Source organism: Rossellomorea yichunensis (assembly GCF_032337515.1).
In the GTDB taxonomy this organism is placed as follows: Bacteria; Bacillota; Bacilli; order Bacillales; family Bacillaceae_B; genus Rossellomorea; species Rossellomorea yichunensis.
On the sequence record NZ_JAVYAD010000003.1, the window covers coordinates 499422 to 518193 of the forward strand.

Below are 18772 nucleotides of genomic sequence, written 5' to 3' on the forward strand. Positions count from 1 at the left end.
TAGGTGACAAATTGTGAAAGTAGAAGATTTTGATTTTCATTTACCGGAAGAACTGATTGCCCAGACTCCCCTGGAAAATCGTTCCGAGAGTAAACTGATGGTATTGGATAAAAATGATGGGTCCACAGATCATCTCCATTTTAAAAATATCGTGAATTTCCTGCACGAAGGGGATTGTCTCGTTTTAAATGACACAAGAGTACTACCGGCACGTCTTTTTGGACAAAAAGAAGATACGGGTGCCAATATTGAAGTGCTTCTTTTGAAACAAGAGGATGGAGACCGGTGGGAGACGCTTGTAAAGCCTGCCAAACGAATTCGCGTAGGCACTGAGATCGTGTTCGGGGACGGAAAGTTAAAAGCAACCTGTGTCGGCTTGAAAGACCATGGTGGGAGAATCCTTGAATTTCAATATGAGGGGATATTCTACGAAGTGCTCGATGAACTAGGGGAAATGCCTTTGCCTCCATATATCCGTGAGCGTTTGGAAGAACAGGACCGCTACCAGACTGTATTTGCCAGGGAAAGAGGTTCAGCGGCAGCTCCGACTGCAGGTCTCCATTTTACGGAAGAACTGTTGGATGAGCTGAGGGAAAAGGGTGTACATATTGCATTCATTACCCTTCATGTGGGACTGGGGACGTTCAGACCGGTTTCCGTCGATACGATCGAGGAACATGATATGCATGCCGAGTTCTATCAGGTATCCGAAGGGACCGCCCGTCTATTGAATGAAGTAAGGGCAAATGGCGGGCGCATCATTACAGTCGGAACCACATCCACCCGGACTCTGGAAACCATTGCTTCAAAGCACGGGACTTTCGTGGAAGAGAATGGCTGGACGAATATTTTCATTTATCCGGGATATGAGTTCAAGGGGATCGATGGTCTCATCACGAATTTCCATTTACCGAAGTCTACCCTGATCATGCTTGTCAGTGCCTTTGCGGGACAGGAAAACGTGATGCATGCCTATGAAACGGCAGTTAAAGAGAAGTACCGCTTCTTCAGCTTTGGAGATGCGATGTTTATTAAGTAATACGCTGATTGAACAAACTATTTACCCCTTTATGGAAAGTGGAAGGAGATTTCACACGTTGACTGCAATAAAATATGAATTGATTAAAACATGTAAACAAACCGGTGCAAGACTGGGCCGCGTCCATACGCCACACGGTTCATTCGAAACGCCAGCCTTCATGCCTGTAGGAACCATGGCCACTGTAAAAACCATGTCACCGGAGGATTTGAAATCCATGGAATCCGGCATCATTCTTAGTAATACCTATCATCTATGGTTACGTCCCGGTCATGAAATCATCAGGGAAGCTGGCGGCCTTCATAAATTCATGAACTGGGACCGTGCCATCCTTACTGATTCAGGCGGATTCCAAGTGTTCAGTTTGAGTAAGCTTCGCCAGATTGAAGAAGAAGGGGTCCATTTCCGTCATCATCTAAATGGGGATAAGCTCTTCCTCAGTCCGGAGAAAGCGATGGAGATTCAGAACGCATTGGGCTCTGATATCATGATGGCTTTCGATGAATGTCCACCGTATCCTGCTGAATACGACTATATGAAGAGTTCTGTAGAGCGTACGACACGTTGGGCAGAGCGCTGTCTGGAAGCTCACCAGCGACCGCAGGATCAAGGGTTATTCGGAATCGTCCAAGGTGGGGAGTACGAAGAGCTTCGGAAGCAAAGTGCCCGTGACCTTGTATCCATGGATTTCCCCGGTTATGCCGTAGGTGGCCTTTCTGTCGGCGAACCGAAGGACGTCATGAACCGCGTACTTGATTTCACGACGCCACATCTTCCTTCAGATAAACCTCGTTACCTGATGGGGGTTGGATCTCCGGATTCACTGATCGATGGTTCGATGCGCGGAATTGACATGTTTGATTGTGTCCTCCCAACCCGTATCGCCCGTAACGGTACCCTTATGACAAGCGAAGGCCGCCTGGTTGTGAAAAACGCTAAATTTGCAAGGGATTTCAGACCGATCGATGAGAATTGCGATTGCTATACATGTAAAAATTACAGCCGTGCGTATATCCGTCATTTAATTAAATGTGACGAAACGTTCGGAATTCGCCTTACGACTTATCATAACCTTCATTTTCTGTTAAAATTAATGGAGCAAGTCAGACAAGCGATTCGCGAAGATCGTCTAGGAGACTTTAGAGAAGAATTTTTCGAGCAATACGGATTCAACCGGCCTGATGCGAAAAACTTCTAAAAGCTAAACCATAAATAGATAGATGAAAGGAGGGGAAAAGAATGGGAGGAAGTTTAGGAACAATTCTACCTTTAGTATTAATGTTCGTTCTGTTTTACTTTTTACTGATCCGTCCTCAGCAAAAGCGTCAAAAAGCTATTTCAAAAATGCAAAATGAACTTGCTAAGGGTGATAGAATCATCACGATCGGTGGATTGCATGGTGCGATCGATGCCATCGAAGAAGGAAAAGTAGTCATTCTATGTGGTGACGGCAGCCGTCTTACATATGATCGTAATGCGATCAGAGAAGTAGTGAGAGCAGATCAAGTATAATAAAAAAGGGTTCCTCATCATTGTGCCAAGGCACTTTGGGAGGGACCCTTTTTTATTTGGTGAGGGAACTAGTTCTCCCTGTTTCCACCACTCATATTCACCCCGAGGATCCCTCCCATCATGGCTGTGAGGATATAGCAGCCATGATAGATGAGCTGCTCCATTGAAAATAGACTATCGTACCCGAGGTATTGAAATAAGAAGATGACCAGGGTGTAAATGAGCCCTGTTGATCCTCCGAGAACCCATCCTTTTGTCTTTCCTTTCCCACCAGACATAAATCCGCCAACAAATAAAGACAGAAACGATATGATGGTGACAAATAATGTGATGGAGCTTTCAGTCAGTTCCGTAAACCGAAGCAGCAAAGAGAATAATAAGCTTGCGACAATCGCTATGACAAATATGGTTGTTGTCCCGTATAGAACGGCACCTCCCATTTTTTTCGCCTCGATGATGGTCCTCTCCCTTCTAACTCATTAAATTTTATTCATGTGATAGTACAAGCATATTCATCCATCCCATGAAAAAGACTAGAAATTTTTCATGGTCAAGCCTCATAGACTAGTATGAAACTTCCTGGAGAAGGAGGGGGTGTGACCATGTCTCCGATGATCGTGTTGATTGTGTTTGTTTCTGTATACATCCTGCTGATAACTGAGAAATGGAACCGGGTACTCGCTGCCATGGCAGGCGGTGTTGCCATGCTTTTAATTGGGGCTTTTCCCATTGAGAAGGCGTTGTTTACGTATATAGATTGGAAAACCATCACTCTGCTTTTTTCCATGATGTTAATTGTAACGTTGACGAGTAAAACGGGGTTCTTTGAATATATCGCCATCCGGTTCGCACAATGGGTGAATGGGAATGGACTGGCTCTTCTTACCCTATTTTCCTTATTGGCTGCGGTCGGCTCTGCCTTTTTGGCTAACGTAACGATTGCCATGTTATTAGTTCCGATCCTTTTTAAACTGACGAAGCTTCTTGAACTTCCTCCCATCCCTTTTCTCATCATGACGATCCTCGCTTGTAATATTGGCGGAACGGCGACTTTAATTGGCGACCCGCCTAATATGATGATCGGTCAAGCGGTAAAACACTTTACGTTTAATGCATTTATTGAAAATTTATTACCCGTCGTTTTGATGGTTTACGTCGTTACTTTACTTATCATGTGTGTCCTTTACAAAGAAGTCCTCCTTGTAAAGGAAGACAGAAAGTTACTCCTGAAAGGAATTAAGGCAGAGGAGTATTTAAAGAAAGACAGGGGGCTCCTTCAGTCTCTGTTTGTGCTTGGCCTGGTGTTGGTCGGATTTTCTTTATATCCGATGTTTCATCTCGATGTGACGACCGTTTCCCTTGCCGGGGCTGTCCTGTTAATGCTGCTTCTCGAAAAGATTTATCCTCCGGAATCGATATTAAAAGAGGTGGAGTGGGGAACGCTGTTTTTCTTTATGGGCTTATTCCTTCTTGTGGGAGGGATCGAAGAAGCGGGATTCATAGATGAAATCGCCCGGGAAATTTTGCGGTTAACAGATGGAGATATGAAGAAAACGGCATTCGTCATTTTGTGGGGAACCGGTATATTGTCTGCCATTGTAGATAACATTCCATTTGTAGCTGCCATGATTCCGGTCATCCAGGAATTTGGTGAATTCGGTATGGTCAATATGGATCCATTATGGTGGTCGTTGGCTCTGGGTGCTTGTTTAGGCGGGAACGGTACATTGCTTGGTTCTTCATCAAATCTTGTGATTGCAGGACTGGCATCGAAAGAAGATGTACATATCAAGTTCTATCAATATTTACTTATTGGTGTACCCGTGACGTTGATCTCCCTTGCTGTTTCAACGATATATGTGTATTTCAAATATATTCAGCCATTTTTAGGTGGATAAATATTCCTCCCATTAATTTTCTCTATCTGTCGATACTACAAAAGACGAATGTATGAGGGGGAAAAGTAGTGGAGGAATATTTCCTAATTATTATACGCACTCTTTTTCTTTATTTTTTGATCATCTTTATTTTTCGAATCATGGGAAAAAGAGAGATCGGTGAACTGAGCATACTCGATTTAGTGGTCTTTATCATGATTGCCGAGATGGCTGTCATGGCCATTGAACAACCTAAGGACCCCATCATCCACACGTTGCTTCCAATGGGGGTCATTGTATTGATACAAATCGTATTTGCATGGGTTTCCCTAAGGTCCAAACCGTTTCGTGAACTGTTGGATGGGAAACCATCCGTTATCATCCATAACGGAAAAATCGACGATAAAATGATGAAAAAACAGAGGTATAACTATGATGATTTACTCCTGCAATTAAGAGAAAAGGATATCTTCAATCTGGCAGATGTGGAGTTTGCAATCTTGGAACCTTCCGGGAAATTATCGGTATTAAAGAAAGAAGATGGGGAGGAAGGTTCTCAGTCCATGACTTTGCCGTTGATATTAGATGGCGAGGTCCAAACCACTCATTTGGATATGATCGGGAAAACGGTTTTCTGGTTACGAAAGGAAATGAGGGATAGAGGCTTTAAAAATATACAAGAAATTTCATTCTGCAGCTTTCAGAATGGGCAATTCTATATTGACGAAAAAAATCATTAGTCTTATTTGTCAACGTTCACACAAAAACTCCTCAACAACATGTTGAGGAGTTTTTGTGTGATGGTTATACCGTAATAAATCGGCGGATGAATGGAATGCGTGCAAGGTCATTTTTAACGATAAGCTTAAGGCCGATGGAGAGGAGAAGGTATACAATCGTTGAAGACATGACTCCAAACAATAAGCGGAACACGAGGCCGTCACTGCTGAATAAGTATAGATACGAATAATGAGCCCATAATCCTGTGGCAATCAGTACGAATCCGGTCTTTAAGTAATCCCTTAAGTAAATCGTCATCGGGATATATTTAAGGATAGTCATGAAGTGAAGCAAGGTAACGAGCATAAATCCTGTTACAATACCGAGAGCAGCGCCATTGATGCCAAATGCGGGTTGAGAGGCAAGAATGAAGATGACCCCGGTTTTCACCACAGCTCCTATCAAACTGTTGATCATAGCGGCTCTTGCAAGGTTCAGAGCTTGGAGAACAGCTTGCAGGGGCCCTTGATAGTAATAAAATATAAAGAATGGGGCCATAATCATTAAGAAACCTGCACCACTCTCGCTCCCGTACATCACCTGCATGAGAGGCTTGGCATAAACATAAAGGATGACAACGGATATGCCTCCCGTAATCAAGCAGAATCTCAGCGCCTGTTGGAGCCTGTGCTCGATTAATGTGAAGTTTTTTTGAGAATTGGCTTCGCTTATGGCTGGTACAAGAGATTGAGATAATGAGAGTGTAATGAATGACGGGAGGAACAAGAGAGGCAGCGCATACCCTGTAAGGGATCCATACTGCTTCGTTGCCATCCCGGCCGCCACTCCAGCAAGGGCTAAGCTGTTGACAACGACGATCGGTTCGAAAAACCAGGCAATCGACCCGATCATTCTACTCCCGGTCGTAGGCAAGGCCACACTCATCAATTCGTTAAACGTCTCACGGCCGTTTCGGATCGAGGTGAAGAAATTTCGTCTGATTTTGAACTTTTTCTTTAATTTGAAGCTGGTGAAAAGGTAAAGAAGGGATGCGAGTTCTCCTAATACTGACGCCACCATGGCAGCAGCGGCTGCATATTCAATCCCATATGGAAGGAAGGTTTTCGTTAATACGGCAATCAACGTAATCCGGACCACTTGCTCAATGACCTGGGAATAAGCAGAAGGCTTCATGTTCTGTCTTCCCTGGAAATACCCTCTGATGACAGAGGAAATTGCTACAATCGGAATGATTGGAGCGATGGCAACTAAAGGATAATAGATTCGATCATCTGTAAATAAAGCTTCAGTCAAGTACGGAGCAAGTAGAATGAGAGCCGGTGTGAAAATGATGGAAAGCCCGAGTGTGATCGATAAGGAAACCACCAATATTTTTTTCACCTTCCGGATATCCCCCCTGGATTCAGCTTCAGCCACATTTTTTGAGATGGCTACGGGAAGGCCCAGTTGAGTGATGGTGATGACAAGGATCAGGGTCGGAAAAGCCATCATAAAAAGACCGACGCCTTCTTCACCGATGAATCTTGCGACGACGATCCGGTTTACAAACCCTAATATTCTAGTAATAAAGGCTGCCATCATTAAGATCATAGTGCCCTTAAGAAATTTTGACATAAAATTCCCTGCCTTCTCAAAATTGGTATTATCGTATACAATGATGTATATGCACAAGGGTGGACAAAGCATGACAAGTAGTGAACAATTCCGGCTATATTTAGCCCAGATGGGGTGAACGGGGAATGAAGAATAATCAGCATCCTTATGATCGTTTCTATGAATCGTTAGAACCAGCACTAATAAGCAAAGTAGAAGAATTTGAAATTCTTGGCTATGGAAAAGCAGATGTCTGTCGACTTTGGTCCTACTTAACGAAGAAGAAATGGAAGAAACCCGAAACGGATGTGAAATTCTTTCAGCTAGTGAGTGATGTGTTAACGGTTAAACCCGGGGAGTATATGAGCTTTGAAACGATTGAAGCATACAGGTCTCCCAATTGGTTTGCAGATGTGAATGAAGATGAATTGAACGAACTTCTTCGTCCGAATAAGCACGGAAAATAGCCCGAAAAGAAATTGACACCTTTTTCTTTCTCATAGATAATGAGAATGCCTGAAGTTTTTAGGAATTATATTACTTTTTGAAGCACATAGTTCGTATGGTTTTTAAAACGGCAAGGAGGATCTATACATAATGGTAAAGCGTGGCCGAATAATTGCCTTCTTTATACTTGTGGTATTACTTGCAGGTACTATGGGAGGAACAACGAAGAGTATTGTCGATAACATTAAATTAGGTTTGGACCTGCAAGGCGGATTTGAAGTTCTATATGAAGTTCAACCGATTAAGAAGGGGCAGGAAATTACGAAAGAAACGGTGTCCAATACAGCCGATGCATTGGACAAGCGTATTAACGTATTGGGTGTCAGTGAGCCTAATATCCAAATTGAAGATGGAAACCGGATCCGTGTTCAATTAGCTGGAGTGGAAGATCAAAACGAAGCAAGAGAAATCTTGTCCACTCAAGCCAACCTGTCGTTCCGCGACGTAAATGATAAAGTCCGGTTGGATGGTTCGGATCTTGCATCCGGTTCTGCGAAGCAAACCTTTGATGACAAGAACAATCCAATCGTTTCCTTGAAATTAAAAGATCGTGAAAAATTCTATGAATTGACGAAGGAAATATCTGCAATGGCTCCTCAAAATCAGCTGGTGATCTGGCTTGATTTCGAGGAAGGAAAAGATTCTTATCAAGCGGAAGTGGGGAAAGAAGATCCGAAATTCTTGTCGGATCCCGCTGTAAGACAGCCGATCAACTCCGATGAAGTCATCATTGAAGGGAATTTCACCGTTGAGCGTGCCCAGAATCTTGCTTCCTTATTGAATGCAGGAGCACTCCCTGTAAAGCTGGATGAAAAATATTCAACTTCTGTGGGGGCAAAGTTCGGTCAGCAGGCCCTTGATAAAACAGTCACTGCAGGGATCATCGGGATTGCGATCATCTTCTTATTCATGATTGCGTATTACCGTTTCCCGGGTCTGATTGCTACGATTACACTTTCAGTTTATATTTACTTAATTCTATTGATTTTCGATTTAATGAATGGGGTCCTGACACTGCCTGGAATTGCAGCCCTCATCCTTGGGGTCGGTATGGCCGTTGATGCCAATATCATTACCTATGAACGGATCAAAGAAGAAATGCGCGTTGGAAAGCCTATTCGTTCAGCCTTCCAAGCGGGTAATAAATCTTCGTTCTTAACGATATTGGATGCTAACGTAACAACGATCCTTGCAGCAACGGTACTATTCTTATATGGAACAAGCTCTGTAAAAGGATTTGCAACGATGTTGATTGTCAGTATCCTGACAAGCTTCGTAACAGCTGTATGGGGTTCACGTTTATTACTGGGACTGTGGGTAAACAGCCGCTTCTTTAATAAAAAACCAGGCTGGTTCGGCGTGAACAAAAACGAAATCAAAGACCTGGCGGAAAATTACGATACGCTGGATCTGCCAACTCGTTTCGATGGCTTTGATTTTGCTGCACAGCGCAAAAAATTCTTCGGATTATCAGCTATCCTGATCACGGCAGGAATCATCATCCTGGCCATTTTCAGATTGAATCTGGGGATTGACTTCGTGAGTGGTTCACGTATGGAAATCCTTGCTGATCAAAGCTTAAAGACAGAAGAGATTCAAGATGAATTGAAAGAAATGAAATTGCCTTCTGAAGATGTAGTGATTTCAGGGGATGATGGGAATATCGCCGTCGTTCGCTATACGGAAGATTTAAACAAAGATGAGATTGCCGCATTAAAGGACCGATTTAACGAACTGTACGGTGCGGAACCAAGCATCAGCACCGTTTCACCAGTTATCGGGAAAGAGCTTGCTAAGAATGCGATGATCGCTGTAGCGATTGCATCGATCGGGATTGTCATCTATGTGACGTTCCGCTTTGAATGGAGAATGGCAGCCGGTGCAATCCTTGCACTCCTGCATGATGCATTCTTTATCATTGCCTTCTTCAGTTTAACAAGACTCGAGGTAGATCTTACATTTATCGCAGCAGTCTTAACCATTGTCGGTTACTCGATAAATGATACGATCGTTACCTTTGACCGGCTGAGGGAAAACCTTCATAAGAAGCGCAGGCTGAAAACGGATAAAGATATAGAAGATGTCGTGAACCAAAGTATCAGACAAACGATGGGCCGTTCGGTGAATACCGTATTAACCGTGGTGTTTACAGTTCTTGCTCTTATGATCTTTGGTAGTGAGTCCATCCGTAACTTCTCCATTGCCTTATTGGTCGGGTTGATTTCAGGTACGTATTCTTCTGTATTCATTGCCTCTCAAGTTTGGCTTGTGTTGAAGAAGAGAGAACTGAAGAAAACAGGTACGATCAAAACCGTAAAAGAAAAGAAGACGTGGTCAGACGAACCGCAAGTATAAGAGTATGAATGGGTCCGGGGAGAGCTTCTCACCGGACCTGTCTTTTTTTGTTTTTTTACGGTATTGGGTTACAATACTAGTAGTTGAAAGGAGGCGACACCGCTTGAATCATGAAGACCGTTTTAGGAAAGCTGAAATAGCTGCAATGATTGGTGTTGTAGGGAATATTGTACTGGCGGTTATTAAGTGGGGAGCCGGTATATTAGGGAATAGTAGAGCGTTGATTGCAGATGCCGTTCACTCTGCCTCGGATGTTGCAGGGTCTCTCGCCGTCTTTATCGGATTACGTGCAGCTAAGCAGCCTCCTGATCAGGATCATCCATATGGACACGGGAAGGCCGAGTCGATAGCAGCAATCATTGTGGCAGTCTTATTGTTCTTAGTCGGGATTGAGATTGGAAAATCGTCTATAGAATCTTTCTTTCATCCTTTAACACCTCCAACAGCGATTGCTATCTATGCCGTCATCTTTTCCATTATTGTGAAGGAAGCAATGTTTCAATACAAATATCGATTGGGTAAAAGAATAAAGAGTGATGCTTTGATCGTCAATGCATATGAGCATCGTTCAGATGTCTTTTCATCCATTGCCGCACTTGTCGGGATTTCCGCATCCATCCTCGGGGGGAAATTCGATGTAGGCTTTCTTGTATACGCCGATCCGGTAGCGGGTATCTTTGTTTCACTCCTTGTCCTCAGGATGGCTTGGCACTTGGGAGCTGAATCCATACATAATACGCTGGATCACGTCATGCACGAGGAGGATATCGTACCCTTCCGTAAAATTGTGGACTCTGTACCTGAAGTGAAGGAAATCAATGAACTCCATGCCAGGGAACATGGGCATTACGTCATCATTGATTTGAAAATCAGTGTAGATCCGCATATGACTGTCGAGGATGGTCATCGCGTCGGGAAGCAGGTAAAGAAGAAACTTCTGGAGGAGTCCAATGTGAATGATGTATTCATTCATATTAATCCCTACAATCCGGCTTCTGAAGAAAGGGATGAACAAATAGACTTATCATAAGGAGGGGAATCCGATGAAATTTCAGTGGACATTATTATTAGGTATTTTCTTTGCATTGGTTGTTTCCGTTTTCGCTGTCATCAATGTAGATCCTGTCACCGTCAATTATTTCTTTGGTGAAGCTGATTGGCCTCTTATATTAGTTATACTTGGATCTGTATTCATGGGGGGAATCATTATCGGGTCGGTTGGATTGTTTCGATTATTCGTCGTCCAACGAAAAGTAAAGGCTTTAGAGAAAGAAAATTTACTATTAAAAGAACAAGCTGAAAATATGCATAAAGAAAAGGCCGAAAAAGTCCCTTTGAAAAAGAGTGCTCCCGGCTCAGTAGGGGAAACAGGGGAGTAAACAGCTTGGTGGATTTGCCACCAGGCTGTTTTTTTATTGAATAAGAAAAAAAACCCTCCTTCTATTAAGATTGAAACCACACCTTCCTTTTTGTATAATGAGTAAGGCTGAGGGGTGAACGTATGTTAAACTCAAAAACACGTTGGATGATGACAGAATCAGATCAACATAAAATATCAGAACTTGCAAATGAATTAAAAGTACCTTCGCTTGTGGCGAAATTATTAATCAACCGGGACCTGGACGACGTAGAAGAAGCCCGGAATTTTCTATTTGATACAGGCGATTCATTTCACGATCCATTTCTATTTGAAGATATGAAAAAAGCAACGGAAAGAATCCATAAAGCCATTGAAAATGGGGAAAGGATTCTTGTTTATGGTGACTACGATGCTGATGGAGTAAGCAGTACATCAGTATTGATGACAGTGTTAAGGGACCTTGGTGCAGAGGTGGAATTCTATATCCCAAATCGGTTCAGTGAAGGATATGGCCCTAATGAAGGTGCCTTTCGCTGGGCAAAGGAAGAGGAATTCACACTCATCATAACAGTAGATACGGGAATATCCGCTGTGAATGAAGCAAAATTGGCTAAAGAACTGGATATCGATTTGATCATTACAGATCACCATGAACCCGGACCGGAATTACCTCCGGCGTTTGCCTTGATTCATCCAAAGGTCGAAGGTACCACCTATCCATTTGGAGAACTGGCAGGAGTAGGGGTGGCATTCAAACTGGCTCATGCCCTTTACGGGGAACTGCCTGTCCACCTGCTTGACCTTGCTGCGATTGGGACCATTGCCGATTTAGTACCATTAAGAGGAGAAAATCGCCTTCTGGCCAAGCGTGGGATTGCCCAGCTACGGGTTTCAAACCGATTGGGAATCAAAGCATTATGCAGGATTGCAAATGCACAACAACAGGAGATTACGGAAGAATCCATTGGGTTCATGATTGCTCCCCGTATAAATGCTGTCGGCCGGTTAGGGGATGCAGATCCTGCCGTTGATCTTATGCTTACAGAAGATGCCGAGGAAGCAAAGGCCCTGGCTGAAGAAATTGACAGCTTGAATAAAGAAAGACAGGCGATCGTGTCTCAAATGACCGAAGAAGCGGTTGAGATGGTGGAGAATGATTTTCCCCTGAAGGATAACGCTGTACTTGTAATCGGGAAAGAAGGCTGGAACCCTGGAGTAGTCGGTATTGTAGCTTCACGCTTAGTCGACAGGTTTTACCGTCCGACCATCGTGCTCAGCTTTGACTCTGAAAAGGGAACAGCAAAGGGTTCGGCAAGAAGTATCGCAGGGTTTGATCTGTTCAAGAATTTATCAACCTGCCATGATATTCTGCCCCATTTTGGGGGACATCCGATGGCTGCAGGTATGACCTTACAGTTAGACGATGTAGCCCAGTTCAGAAATCGATTAAATGAGTTGGCTTCGACTGAATTAACGGAAGATGACTTTATACCGGTCACACAGCTTGATGCTTCTGTTACAGTGGACGAAATCTCCGTAGAGTCTATTGAAAAGCTTCAGCTTCTGGCCCCTTTTGGGATGCATAACCCAAAACCGAAGTGGATCATAGACAATGTAAGCATCGAACACTATAAAAAAATCGGATCTGCACAAAATCATCTGAAGCTGGTCTTAGAAGACAAAGGTGTACAATTGGACGGTGTCGGGTTTGGATTGGGAGAACTGGCCGATCATATGACCCCATTTTCGAATGCCTCTGTTATAGGTGAATTATCGATTAATGAATGGAATAATCGCAAAAAGCCTCAGGTGTTTTTACAAGATGTGAAAATTGATCATTGGCAATTATTTGATGTTCGCGGGATTAAACAAGTGCATAAATGGAATGGGCTTATCCCTGATGAAAAAAAAATAATTATTTGTTTTAATCCGGCTACTATAGAAAAGCTGAGTCTGGAAAAAGATGAAGTGACGCTTCTTGAGGATGGTTCATCACTTGAAGGACTTGCAACCGATAAGGCAAGCCTGGTTCTTCTGGATCTGCCCACTTCCAAACCAATACTTGAAGAGCTATTGAAGAAAGGTCATCCACATCGGATCTATGCTCATTTCTTCCAGGAAGAAGATCATTTTTTCAGTACGATGCCAACCCGTGATCATTTCAAATGGTACTATGGATTTTTAACAAAGCGTGGTTCATTTGATTTAAATAAACATGGTGATGACCTGGCGAAATACAAAGGCTGGTCAAAAGAAACAATAGATTTCATGTCACAGGTGTTTTTTGATTTGAAGTTTGTTACAATAGTGAATGGATTTATTTCTCTCAATCCTGAGAAAACCAAGAAAGATCTTTCTGAATCTCTAACATATCAGAAGAAACAACAACAATACGAGCTTGAAAACGAATTGTTATATTCTTCCTATCAAGAGTTGAAGACTTGGTTTAATGAAAGGATAGAAGAGTCTGTTACAATTGAGGAGGAAGTAAAAGCATGGACTTAAAACAATATGTTACGATCGTTGAGGATTGGCCTAAAGAAGGAATTAAGTTTAAAGACATCACTACATTAATGGATAATGGTGATGCATATAGATACGCGACAGATCAAATCGTAGAGTATGCAAAAGAGAAACAGATCGACCTGGTTGTGGGGCCGGAAGCACGAGGCTTCATCATTGGATGCCCAGTGGCGTATGCCTTGGGAGTGGGTTTTGCTCCTGTACGTAAACCTGGTAAGTTACCGCGTGAAACGATTCAAAAAGAATACGGATTAGAGTACGGTAAAGACGCTCTGACGATTCATAAAGACGCAATCAAGCCTGGACAACGAGTTCTTATCACGGACGACTTGCTTGCAACGGGTGGCACGATCGAAGCTACCATCAAGCTTGTAGAAGAGTTAGGTGGAATTGTTGCCGGTACAGCATTCTTAATCGAATTAACGTACCTGGATGGACGCGACAAGCTCGACAACTATGATATTCTTACATTAATGCAATACTAATATTGTTTATCAATTCTCATACACGTATATAATATGTGATATACTGTTAACTTAAGGGACTGACATCTGGTTTTGAATGTCAGCCCTTATTTTTTATTTGGAAGGGTCAAATCGATGATAGATGTGAAATTTTTCTCATCGACAATTATCGACAAAAATAGATGAAATCTGAGAATTTTATTCTAACCCCTTTACATAACCCTATTTTTTTTTGATAATAGTAACAATCATTAAAATCGAACACTAGTGAAATATATTAAAATACAAAGGTGATTTTGATCATGGCTAAAGATCAAGTACTAACCCCTGAACAGGTTATTGATAAAACAAGAGAATATTTAAATGATGAGCATGTAGAGATGGTTCAGAAAGCCTATGAGTATGCAAGGGATGCACATAGTGAGCAGTATCGTAAGTCTGGGGAACCCTATATCATTCATCCCATCCAGGTAGCGGGAATACTCGCGGATCTGGAAATGGATCCGTCAACCGTCGCTGCCGGTTTTCTTCATGATGTAGTGGAGGATACCGGTGTTTCTCTTGGGGAAATCGAGGAAGCATTCAATGCTGAAGTGGCCATGCTTGTAGATGGGGTCACAAAACTTGGAAAGATTAAATACAAGTCACAGGAAGAGCAGCAGGCTGAAAATCACCGGAAAATGTTTGTGGCGATGGCCCAGGATATCCGTGTCATCCTGATTAAATTGGCAGATCGTCTGCATAATATGAGAACGTTGAAACATTTGCCACAAGAGAAGCAGCGAAGAATTGCAAATGAGACACTTGAAATCTTCGCTCCATTGGCACATCGATTAGGGATTTCGAAGATTAAGTGGGAATTAGAGGATACGTCGTTGAGGTATTTAAATCCTCAACAGTATTACCGCATAGTCAATCTTATGAAGAAAAAGCGTGCGGAGCGTGAAGAGTATTTAGAGGACGTTGTCAATGAGGTTAAGGATAAGTTAGGCGACGTGAAAATCGTGGCGGAAATTTCTGGACGACCTAAGCATATTTACAGCATTTATCGTAAAATGGCCCTTCAAAACAAGCAGTTCAATGAAATATATGATCTATTGGCAGTACGTGTGGTAGTAGATAGCATTAAGGATTGCTATGCCGTTTTGGGAATCGTCCACACGTGTTGGAAGCCAATGCCTGGCAGGTTTAAAGACTATATTGCCATGCCAAAACCTAATATGTACCAATCTCTTCATACAACTGTCATCGGTCCAAAAGGGGATCCTCTTGAAGTGCAAATCAGAACGCTTGAAATGCACCAAATCGCTGAGTACGGTGTGGCGGCACACTGGGCATATAAAGAAGGAAAAGAAGCGAACGAAACGGTATCCTTCGAGAAGAAGCTCTCATGGTTCAGGGAGATATTAGAGTTCCAAAACGAATCTGCCAATGCGGAAGAGTTCATGGAGTCTCTTAAGATTGATCTCTTCTCTGATATGGTCTTTGTGTTCACACCTAAAGGAGATGTACTTGAGCTTCCATCGGGATCTGTTCCGATAGACTTTTCTTATCGTATTCACTCTGAAATCGGTAACAAAACGATCGGTGCCAAGGTAAATGGTAAGATGGTCACTCTTGACTATAAGTTGAAAACGGGGGATATCATTGAAATTCTCACGTCCAAGCATTCTTACGGCCCCAGTCAGGACTGGTTGAAGCTTGCGCAAACATCCCAAGCGAAGAATAAGATCAAGCAATTCTTCAAAAAACAGCGAAGAGAAGAAAATATTGAAAAAGGCCGGGATTTAGTAGAAAAAGAAATCAAGAATCAAGATTTCGATGTGAAAGAAATCCTTACTCCTGAAAATATTAAACGTGTATCTGAGAAGTTTAACTTTTCAAATGAAGAAGATATGTATGCAGCCGTTGGCTATAACGGGATTACGGCAGCTCAAATCGCCAACCGCTTAACGGAGAGAGACCGGAAAAAACGTGAACAGGAAGACAGCCTGGAAGAAACGATGAAGGAATTGAATGCCCAACCGGTCAAACGTAAAAAAGATGCCGGTGTCCAGGTAGAGGGCATTGACAATCTTCTTATTCGTTTATCCCGTTGCTGCAGCCCTGTTCCAGGGGATGAGATCGTAGGTTTTATCACGAAAGGCCGTGGGGTTTCTGTGCATCGTGCTGACTGTACAAACGTTATGGCTGATGAAGTAGAGCAGCGTCTTATTCCAGTGTCATGGGAAAGTGATAGAAATGACCGTAAAGAATACAATGTGGATATTGAAATCTCCGGTTACGATCGCAGAGGCCTTTTGAATGAAGTGCTTCAGGCGGTAAACGAGACGAAGACGAATATATCGGCCGTAAGTGGAAAATCCGATCGAAATAAAGTGGCAACCATCAATATGTCCATTTCGATTCACAATATATCCCACTTACACAAAGTCGTGGAAAGAATTAAACAAATTTCAGATATTTATGCTGTAAGAAGAATCATGAACTAAAGGAGATTTCTTTATGAAGGTTGTACTGCAAAGAAGTAAAGAAGCCTCCGTCACTGTTGATGGAGAAGTAAAGGGAGCCATTCGTTCAGGTGCTGTATTGCTCGTGGGGATCACCCATGAAGATACGGAAGAAGATGCTCGTTATGTTGCAGACAAAGTAGTGAACCTGCGTATTTTTGAAGATGAAGAGGGGAAGATGAATCATTCTTTGCTGGATGTAGAAGGCGAGATTCTCTCCATCTCTCAATTCACTCTTTACGGGGACTCTCGTAAGGGAAGAAGGCCAAACTTCATGAATGCAGCGAAGCCCGATCACGCAGAGTCTGTTTACGACTACTTTAATAAGGTATTAAAAGAAAAAAGTATCAAAGTTGAAACGGGCGTATTTGGAGCCATGATGGACGTGAATTTAACGAATGATGGTCCTGTTACGTTAATTATAGAAAGTAAATAAAGAAAAGCTGATCCTGCAATTTGCAGGATCAGCTTTTCTTTATTTTATTCATATAGCATGTTGTTCACATCGCAGCATCAGTCGGAGAAATAATCCCCTAATCCATGATAGATTGCCGTTGCCGCCAGGTCTTGAAAATACTGTGTATTGACATTGGCTTCCTCTGCCGGATTACTTAAGAATCCAAGCTCCAAAAGGACAGCCGGCTGATTGTTTTCACGAACAACGTGATAATCTCCTACCCGTACACCCCGGTCTTTCGTCGGTAACCGATCTGCAAGTCTTCCATGAATTTCCTCTGCCAGTTCTTCCTGGTGACCTTGATAATAGTAGGTAGTATGTCCGACGATAGAGGAATCTAGAATGCTGTCAAAATGGAGGCTGATAAAGGCATCAGCCTGATAATAATGAGATAATGATACCCTTGATGGTAATGAAAGATATTCATCGTTTTTCCTTGTTAAGACCACTTTGGCTCCAGCGCTCTTTAGCTTTTCGGCAAGGAGTTCCCCGGTTCTCATGGTAAGGAGCTTTTCCAATGTCCCACTTGCTCCCGTCGTTCCGCTGTCCCTGCCTCCATGCCCCGGATCAATCACCACGACTTTATCTTGTAAGCCGCCGCTCCGCTTGCGTGAAGGAGTAGTGTTTTCCCCGGTGCTGGATCGGATGGACACCACCCAGCCGGCAACAAAACCTGCACTGCCGTCCTCTAATTCAATTTCATACCAATCTCCGTTTTTGCTGATAACGGGGAAGGTGTCACCACTTGAGCCCCGTTCGATGACGCTTGCCCGGGCGTTTGCTTCACTTCTGATATTTGTACCGTTGTAAAGGATTGTGACGTTTTCATTTTCTGAAGATGGTTCACTCTCATAAGCGGAGGCAGTAACGGTTTTTTGGACATACCAACCGGCAATCCAGCCCTTTTTCCCATTTGAGAGCTCAATCTGATACCAATTGTTTTTCTCTTTTAATAAGGAATATTTCTCCCCTTTTGAGACCTTTCCAACGACACTCCCGTTTAAAGAGGTTTCATCACGGACATTTAAACCGTGAACCGTAATGATTCCAATAAGATCTGTGGACGGGGAAGAAGGCTCCTCTTCATCAGCCCTCGAAGAGAATTCTACATATGCATCGTTCACCCATGCCTTGTCGCTGCCAAATTGAATCTCGTACCACCCGCTGACACTTCCTGTTACATCTACGTGATCACCCTTATTTAATACTCCCAGGACGGAACTTTGAAGAGAAGGGGAGGTTCGAACATTAAGGGAGTTGTCGGTGATGATACCTTGTTTATTCTCACTTTTTTTCGATGGGGAAGAAGTTGTGTTGTTTTCCGACACGTATTCCTCATGCACCCAGCCGCTTTCATTTCCCCATTCGATGAGTAGCCATTCACCCTCTTCGTCGGAAACGGATATTCTATCACCCGTGTTTAAAACCGTCACGACTCCTTCAGAGGTGCTTGGCCCTTTTCTGACGCGTAACCCATCGGTGTTAACCCGTCCTTCCTGTTTGGGAGAAACATCGGAAGCGGCAGATTCTACTGATACTAACCATTCGGCTACCCAGCCCTCACCACTATCGGTCCTGACCTTATACCAATCATTTTGTGTGTCTACTATACTGTACTCTTCCCCTCTATGTACCTTCGTCAGAACCGGGTAACTGAGTCCTGGCCCCGTACGGACATTCAGAGTCGAAACACTGATCGTGGCCGTGCCTGTTTCTGCATGTGCATAATCAGCTTCGAGTGACTGAAAAGGAATGATCATGAGCACAATCAGCATCGATGCAATTATTTTCTTAATCATCTTCACCTCCTGTTAGAAATACAAACACCCATAGT

16 protein-coding genes are annotated in these 18772 nt (G+C 43.1%); 13 read left to right on the plus strand and 3 right to left on the minus strand.

What is annotated here, in order from left to right:
- Positions 1–13: 13 nt before the first annotated feature.
- Genes queA through yajC form a run of 3 tightly spaced genes read left to right on the plus strand, consistent with a single transcriptional unit; the run spans position 14 to position 2551 of the window.
- On the plus strand, positions 14–1039 hold the full coding sequence (gene queA, locus RSX31_RS10325; protein WP_148995814.1) for a tRNA preQ1(34) S-adenosylmethionine ribosyltransferase-isomerase QueA: 1026 nt from the start codon (positions 14–16) through the stop codon (positions 1037–1039).
- 31 nt (positions 1040–1070) lie between these two features.
- Positions 1071–2237, plus strand: coding sequence for a tRNA guanosine(34) transglycosylase Tgt (tgt, locus tag RSX31_RS10330; RefSeq protein ID WP_187443312.1), 1167 nt, complete (start codon positions 1071–1073; stop codon positions 2235–2237).
- Between the two features lie 41 nt (positions 2238–2278).
- Positions 2279–2551, plus strand: a complete 273-nt coding sequence (gene yajC / locus RSX31_RS10335; RefSeq protein WP_148969794.1) for a preprotein translocase subunit YajC — start codon at positions 2279–2281, stop codon at positions 2549–2551.
- Positions 2552–2619: 68 nt separating this feature from the next.
- On the opposite strand, the gene RSX31_RS10340 is transcribed toward yajC, so the two are convergent.
- The gene (locus RSX31_RS10340; protein ID WP_148995813.1) at positions 2620–2991 is read right to left on the minus strand and encodes a TIGR04086 family membrane protein; all 372 of its coding nucleotides are present in this window, start codon (positions 2989–2991) and stop codon (positions 2620–2622) included.
- Between the two features lie 162 nt (positions 2992–3153).
- On the opposite strand from RSX31_RS10340, the gene RSX31_RS10345 reads away from it, so the two are divergent.
- Positions 3154–4449 (plus strand): ArsB/NhaD family transporter, encoded by a 1296-nt coding sequence (locus tag RSX31_RS10345; protein ID WP_148995812.1) that lies wholly within the window; start codon positions 3154–3156, stop codon positions 4447–4449.
- A 68-nt stretch (positions 4450–4517) separates the two neighbouring features.
- Positions 4518–5168 carry a DUF421 domain-containing protein gene (locus RSX31_RS10350; protein WP_262371931.1) on the plus strand — a complete coding sequence of 217 codons (651 nt, stop codon included), beginning with the start codon at positions 4518–4520 and terminating at the stop codon, positions 5166–5168.
- Positions 5169–5232: 64 nt separating this feature from the next.
- Here the strand turns inward: RSX31_RS10350 and spoVB are convergent, their stop codons facing one another.
- Entirely contained in the window at positions 5233–6783 is a 1551-nt protein-coding gene (gene spoVB / locus RSX31_RS10355) for a stage V sporulation protein B (RefSeq protein ID WP_148995811.1), read from the minus strand.
- Positions 6784–6908: 125 nt separating this feature from the next.
- Here spoVB and RSX31_RS10360 point away from each other — a divergent pair, with 125 nt between their 5' ends.
- From RSX31_RS10360 to dtd, 8 genes are all read left to right on the plus strand, one after another.
- The gene (locus tag RSX31_RS10360) at positions 6909–7229 is read left to right on the plus strand and encodes a post-transcriptional regulator (RefSeq protein WP_315634470.1); all 321 of its coding nucleotides are present in this window, start codon (positions 6909–6911) and stop codon (positions 7227–7229) included.
- Between the two features lie 130 nt (positions 7230–7359).
- Positions 7360–9624 (plus strand): protein translocase subunit SecDF, encoded by a 2265-nt coding sequence (gene secDF / locus RSX31_RS10365; protein WP_315634471.1) that lies wholly within the window; start codon positions 7360–7362, stop codon positions 9622–9624.
- A gap of 145 nt (positions 9625–9769) precedes the next feature.
- The gene (locus RSX31_RS10370; protein ID WP_315634520.1) at positions 9770–10654 is read left to right on the plus strand and encodes a cation diffusion facilitator family transporter; all 885 of its coding nucleotides are present in this window, start codon (positions 9770–9772) and stop codon (positions 10652–10654) included.
- A gap of 13 nt (positions 10655–10667) precedes the next feature.
- Positions 10668–11003, plus strand: coding sequence for a LapA family protein (locus RSX31_RS10375; RefSeq protein ID WP_315634472.1), 336 nt, complete (start codon positions 10668–10670; stop codon positions 11001–11003).
- 122 nt (positions 11004–11125) lie between these two features.
- Entirely contained in the window at positions 11126–13489 is a 2364-nt protein-coding gene (gene recJ, locus RSX31_RS10380; RefSeq protein ID WP_315634473.1) for a single-stranded-DNA-specific exonuclease RecJ, read from the plus strand.
- Positions 13480–13992 carry an adenine phosphoribosyltransferase gene (locus RSX31_RS10385; protein WP_044339542.1) on the plus strand — a complete coding sequence of 171 codons (513 nt, stop codon included), beginning with the start codon at positions 13480–13482 and terminating at the stop codon, positions 13990–13992. The genes recJ and RSX31_RS10385 overlap by 10 nt, the downstream gene beginning before the upstream one ends.
- 281 nt (positions 13993–14273) lie before the next feature.
- Positions 14274–16463: a RelA/SpoT family protein gene (locus RSX31_RS10390; RefSeq protein WP_148969785.1), complete on the plus strand. Its 2190-nt coding sequence runs from the start codon at positions 14274–14276 to the stop codon at positions 16461–16463.
- 13 nt (positions 16464–16476) lie between these two features.
- Complete coding sequence (dtd, locus tag RSX31_RS10395; protein WP_148969784.1) at positions 16477–16917, plus strand: D-aminoacyl-tRNA deacylase; 441 nt, start codon at positions 16477–16479, stop codon at positions 16915–16917.
- A 77-nt stretch (positions 16918–16994) separates the two neighbouring features.
- On the opposite strand, the gene RSX31_RS10400 is transcribed toward dtd, so the two are convergent.
- Positions 16995–18737: an SH3 domain-containing protein gene (locus RSX31_RS10400; RefSeq protein WP_315634474.1), complete on the minus strand. Its 1743-nt coding sequence runs from the start codon at positions 18735–18737 to the stop codon at positions 16995–16997.
- Between the last annotated feature and the right edge of the window lie 35 nt (positions 18738–18772).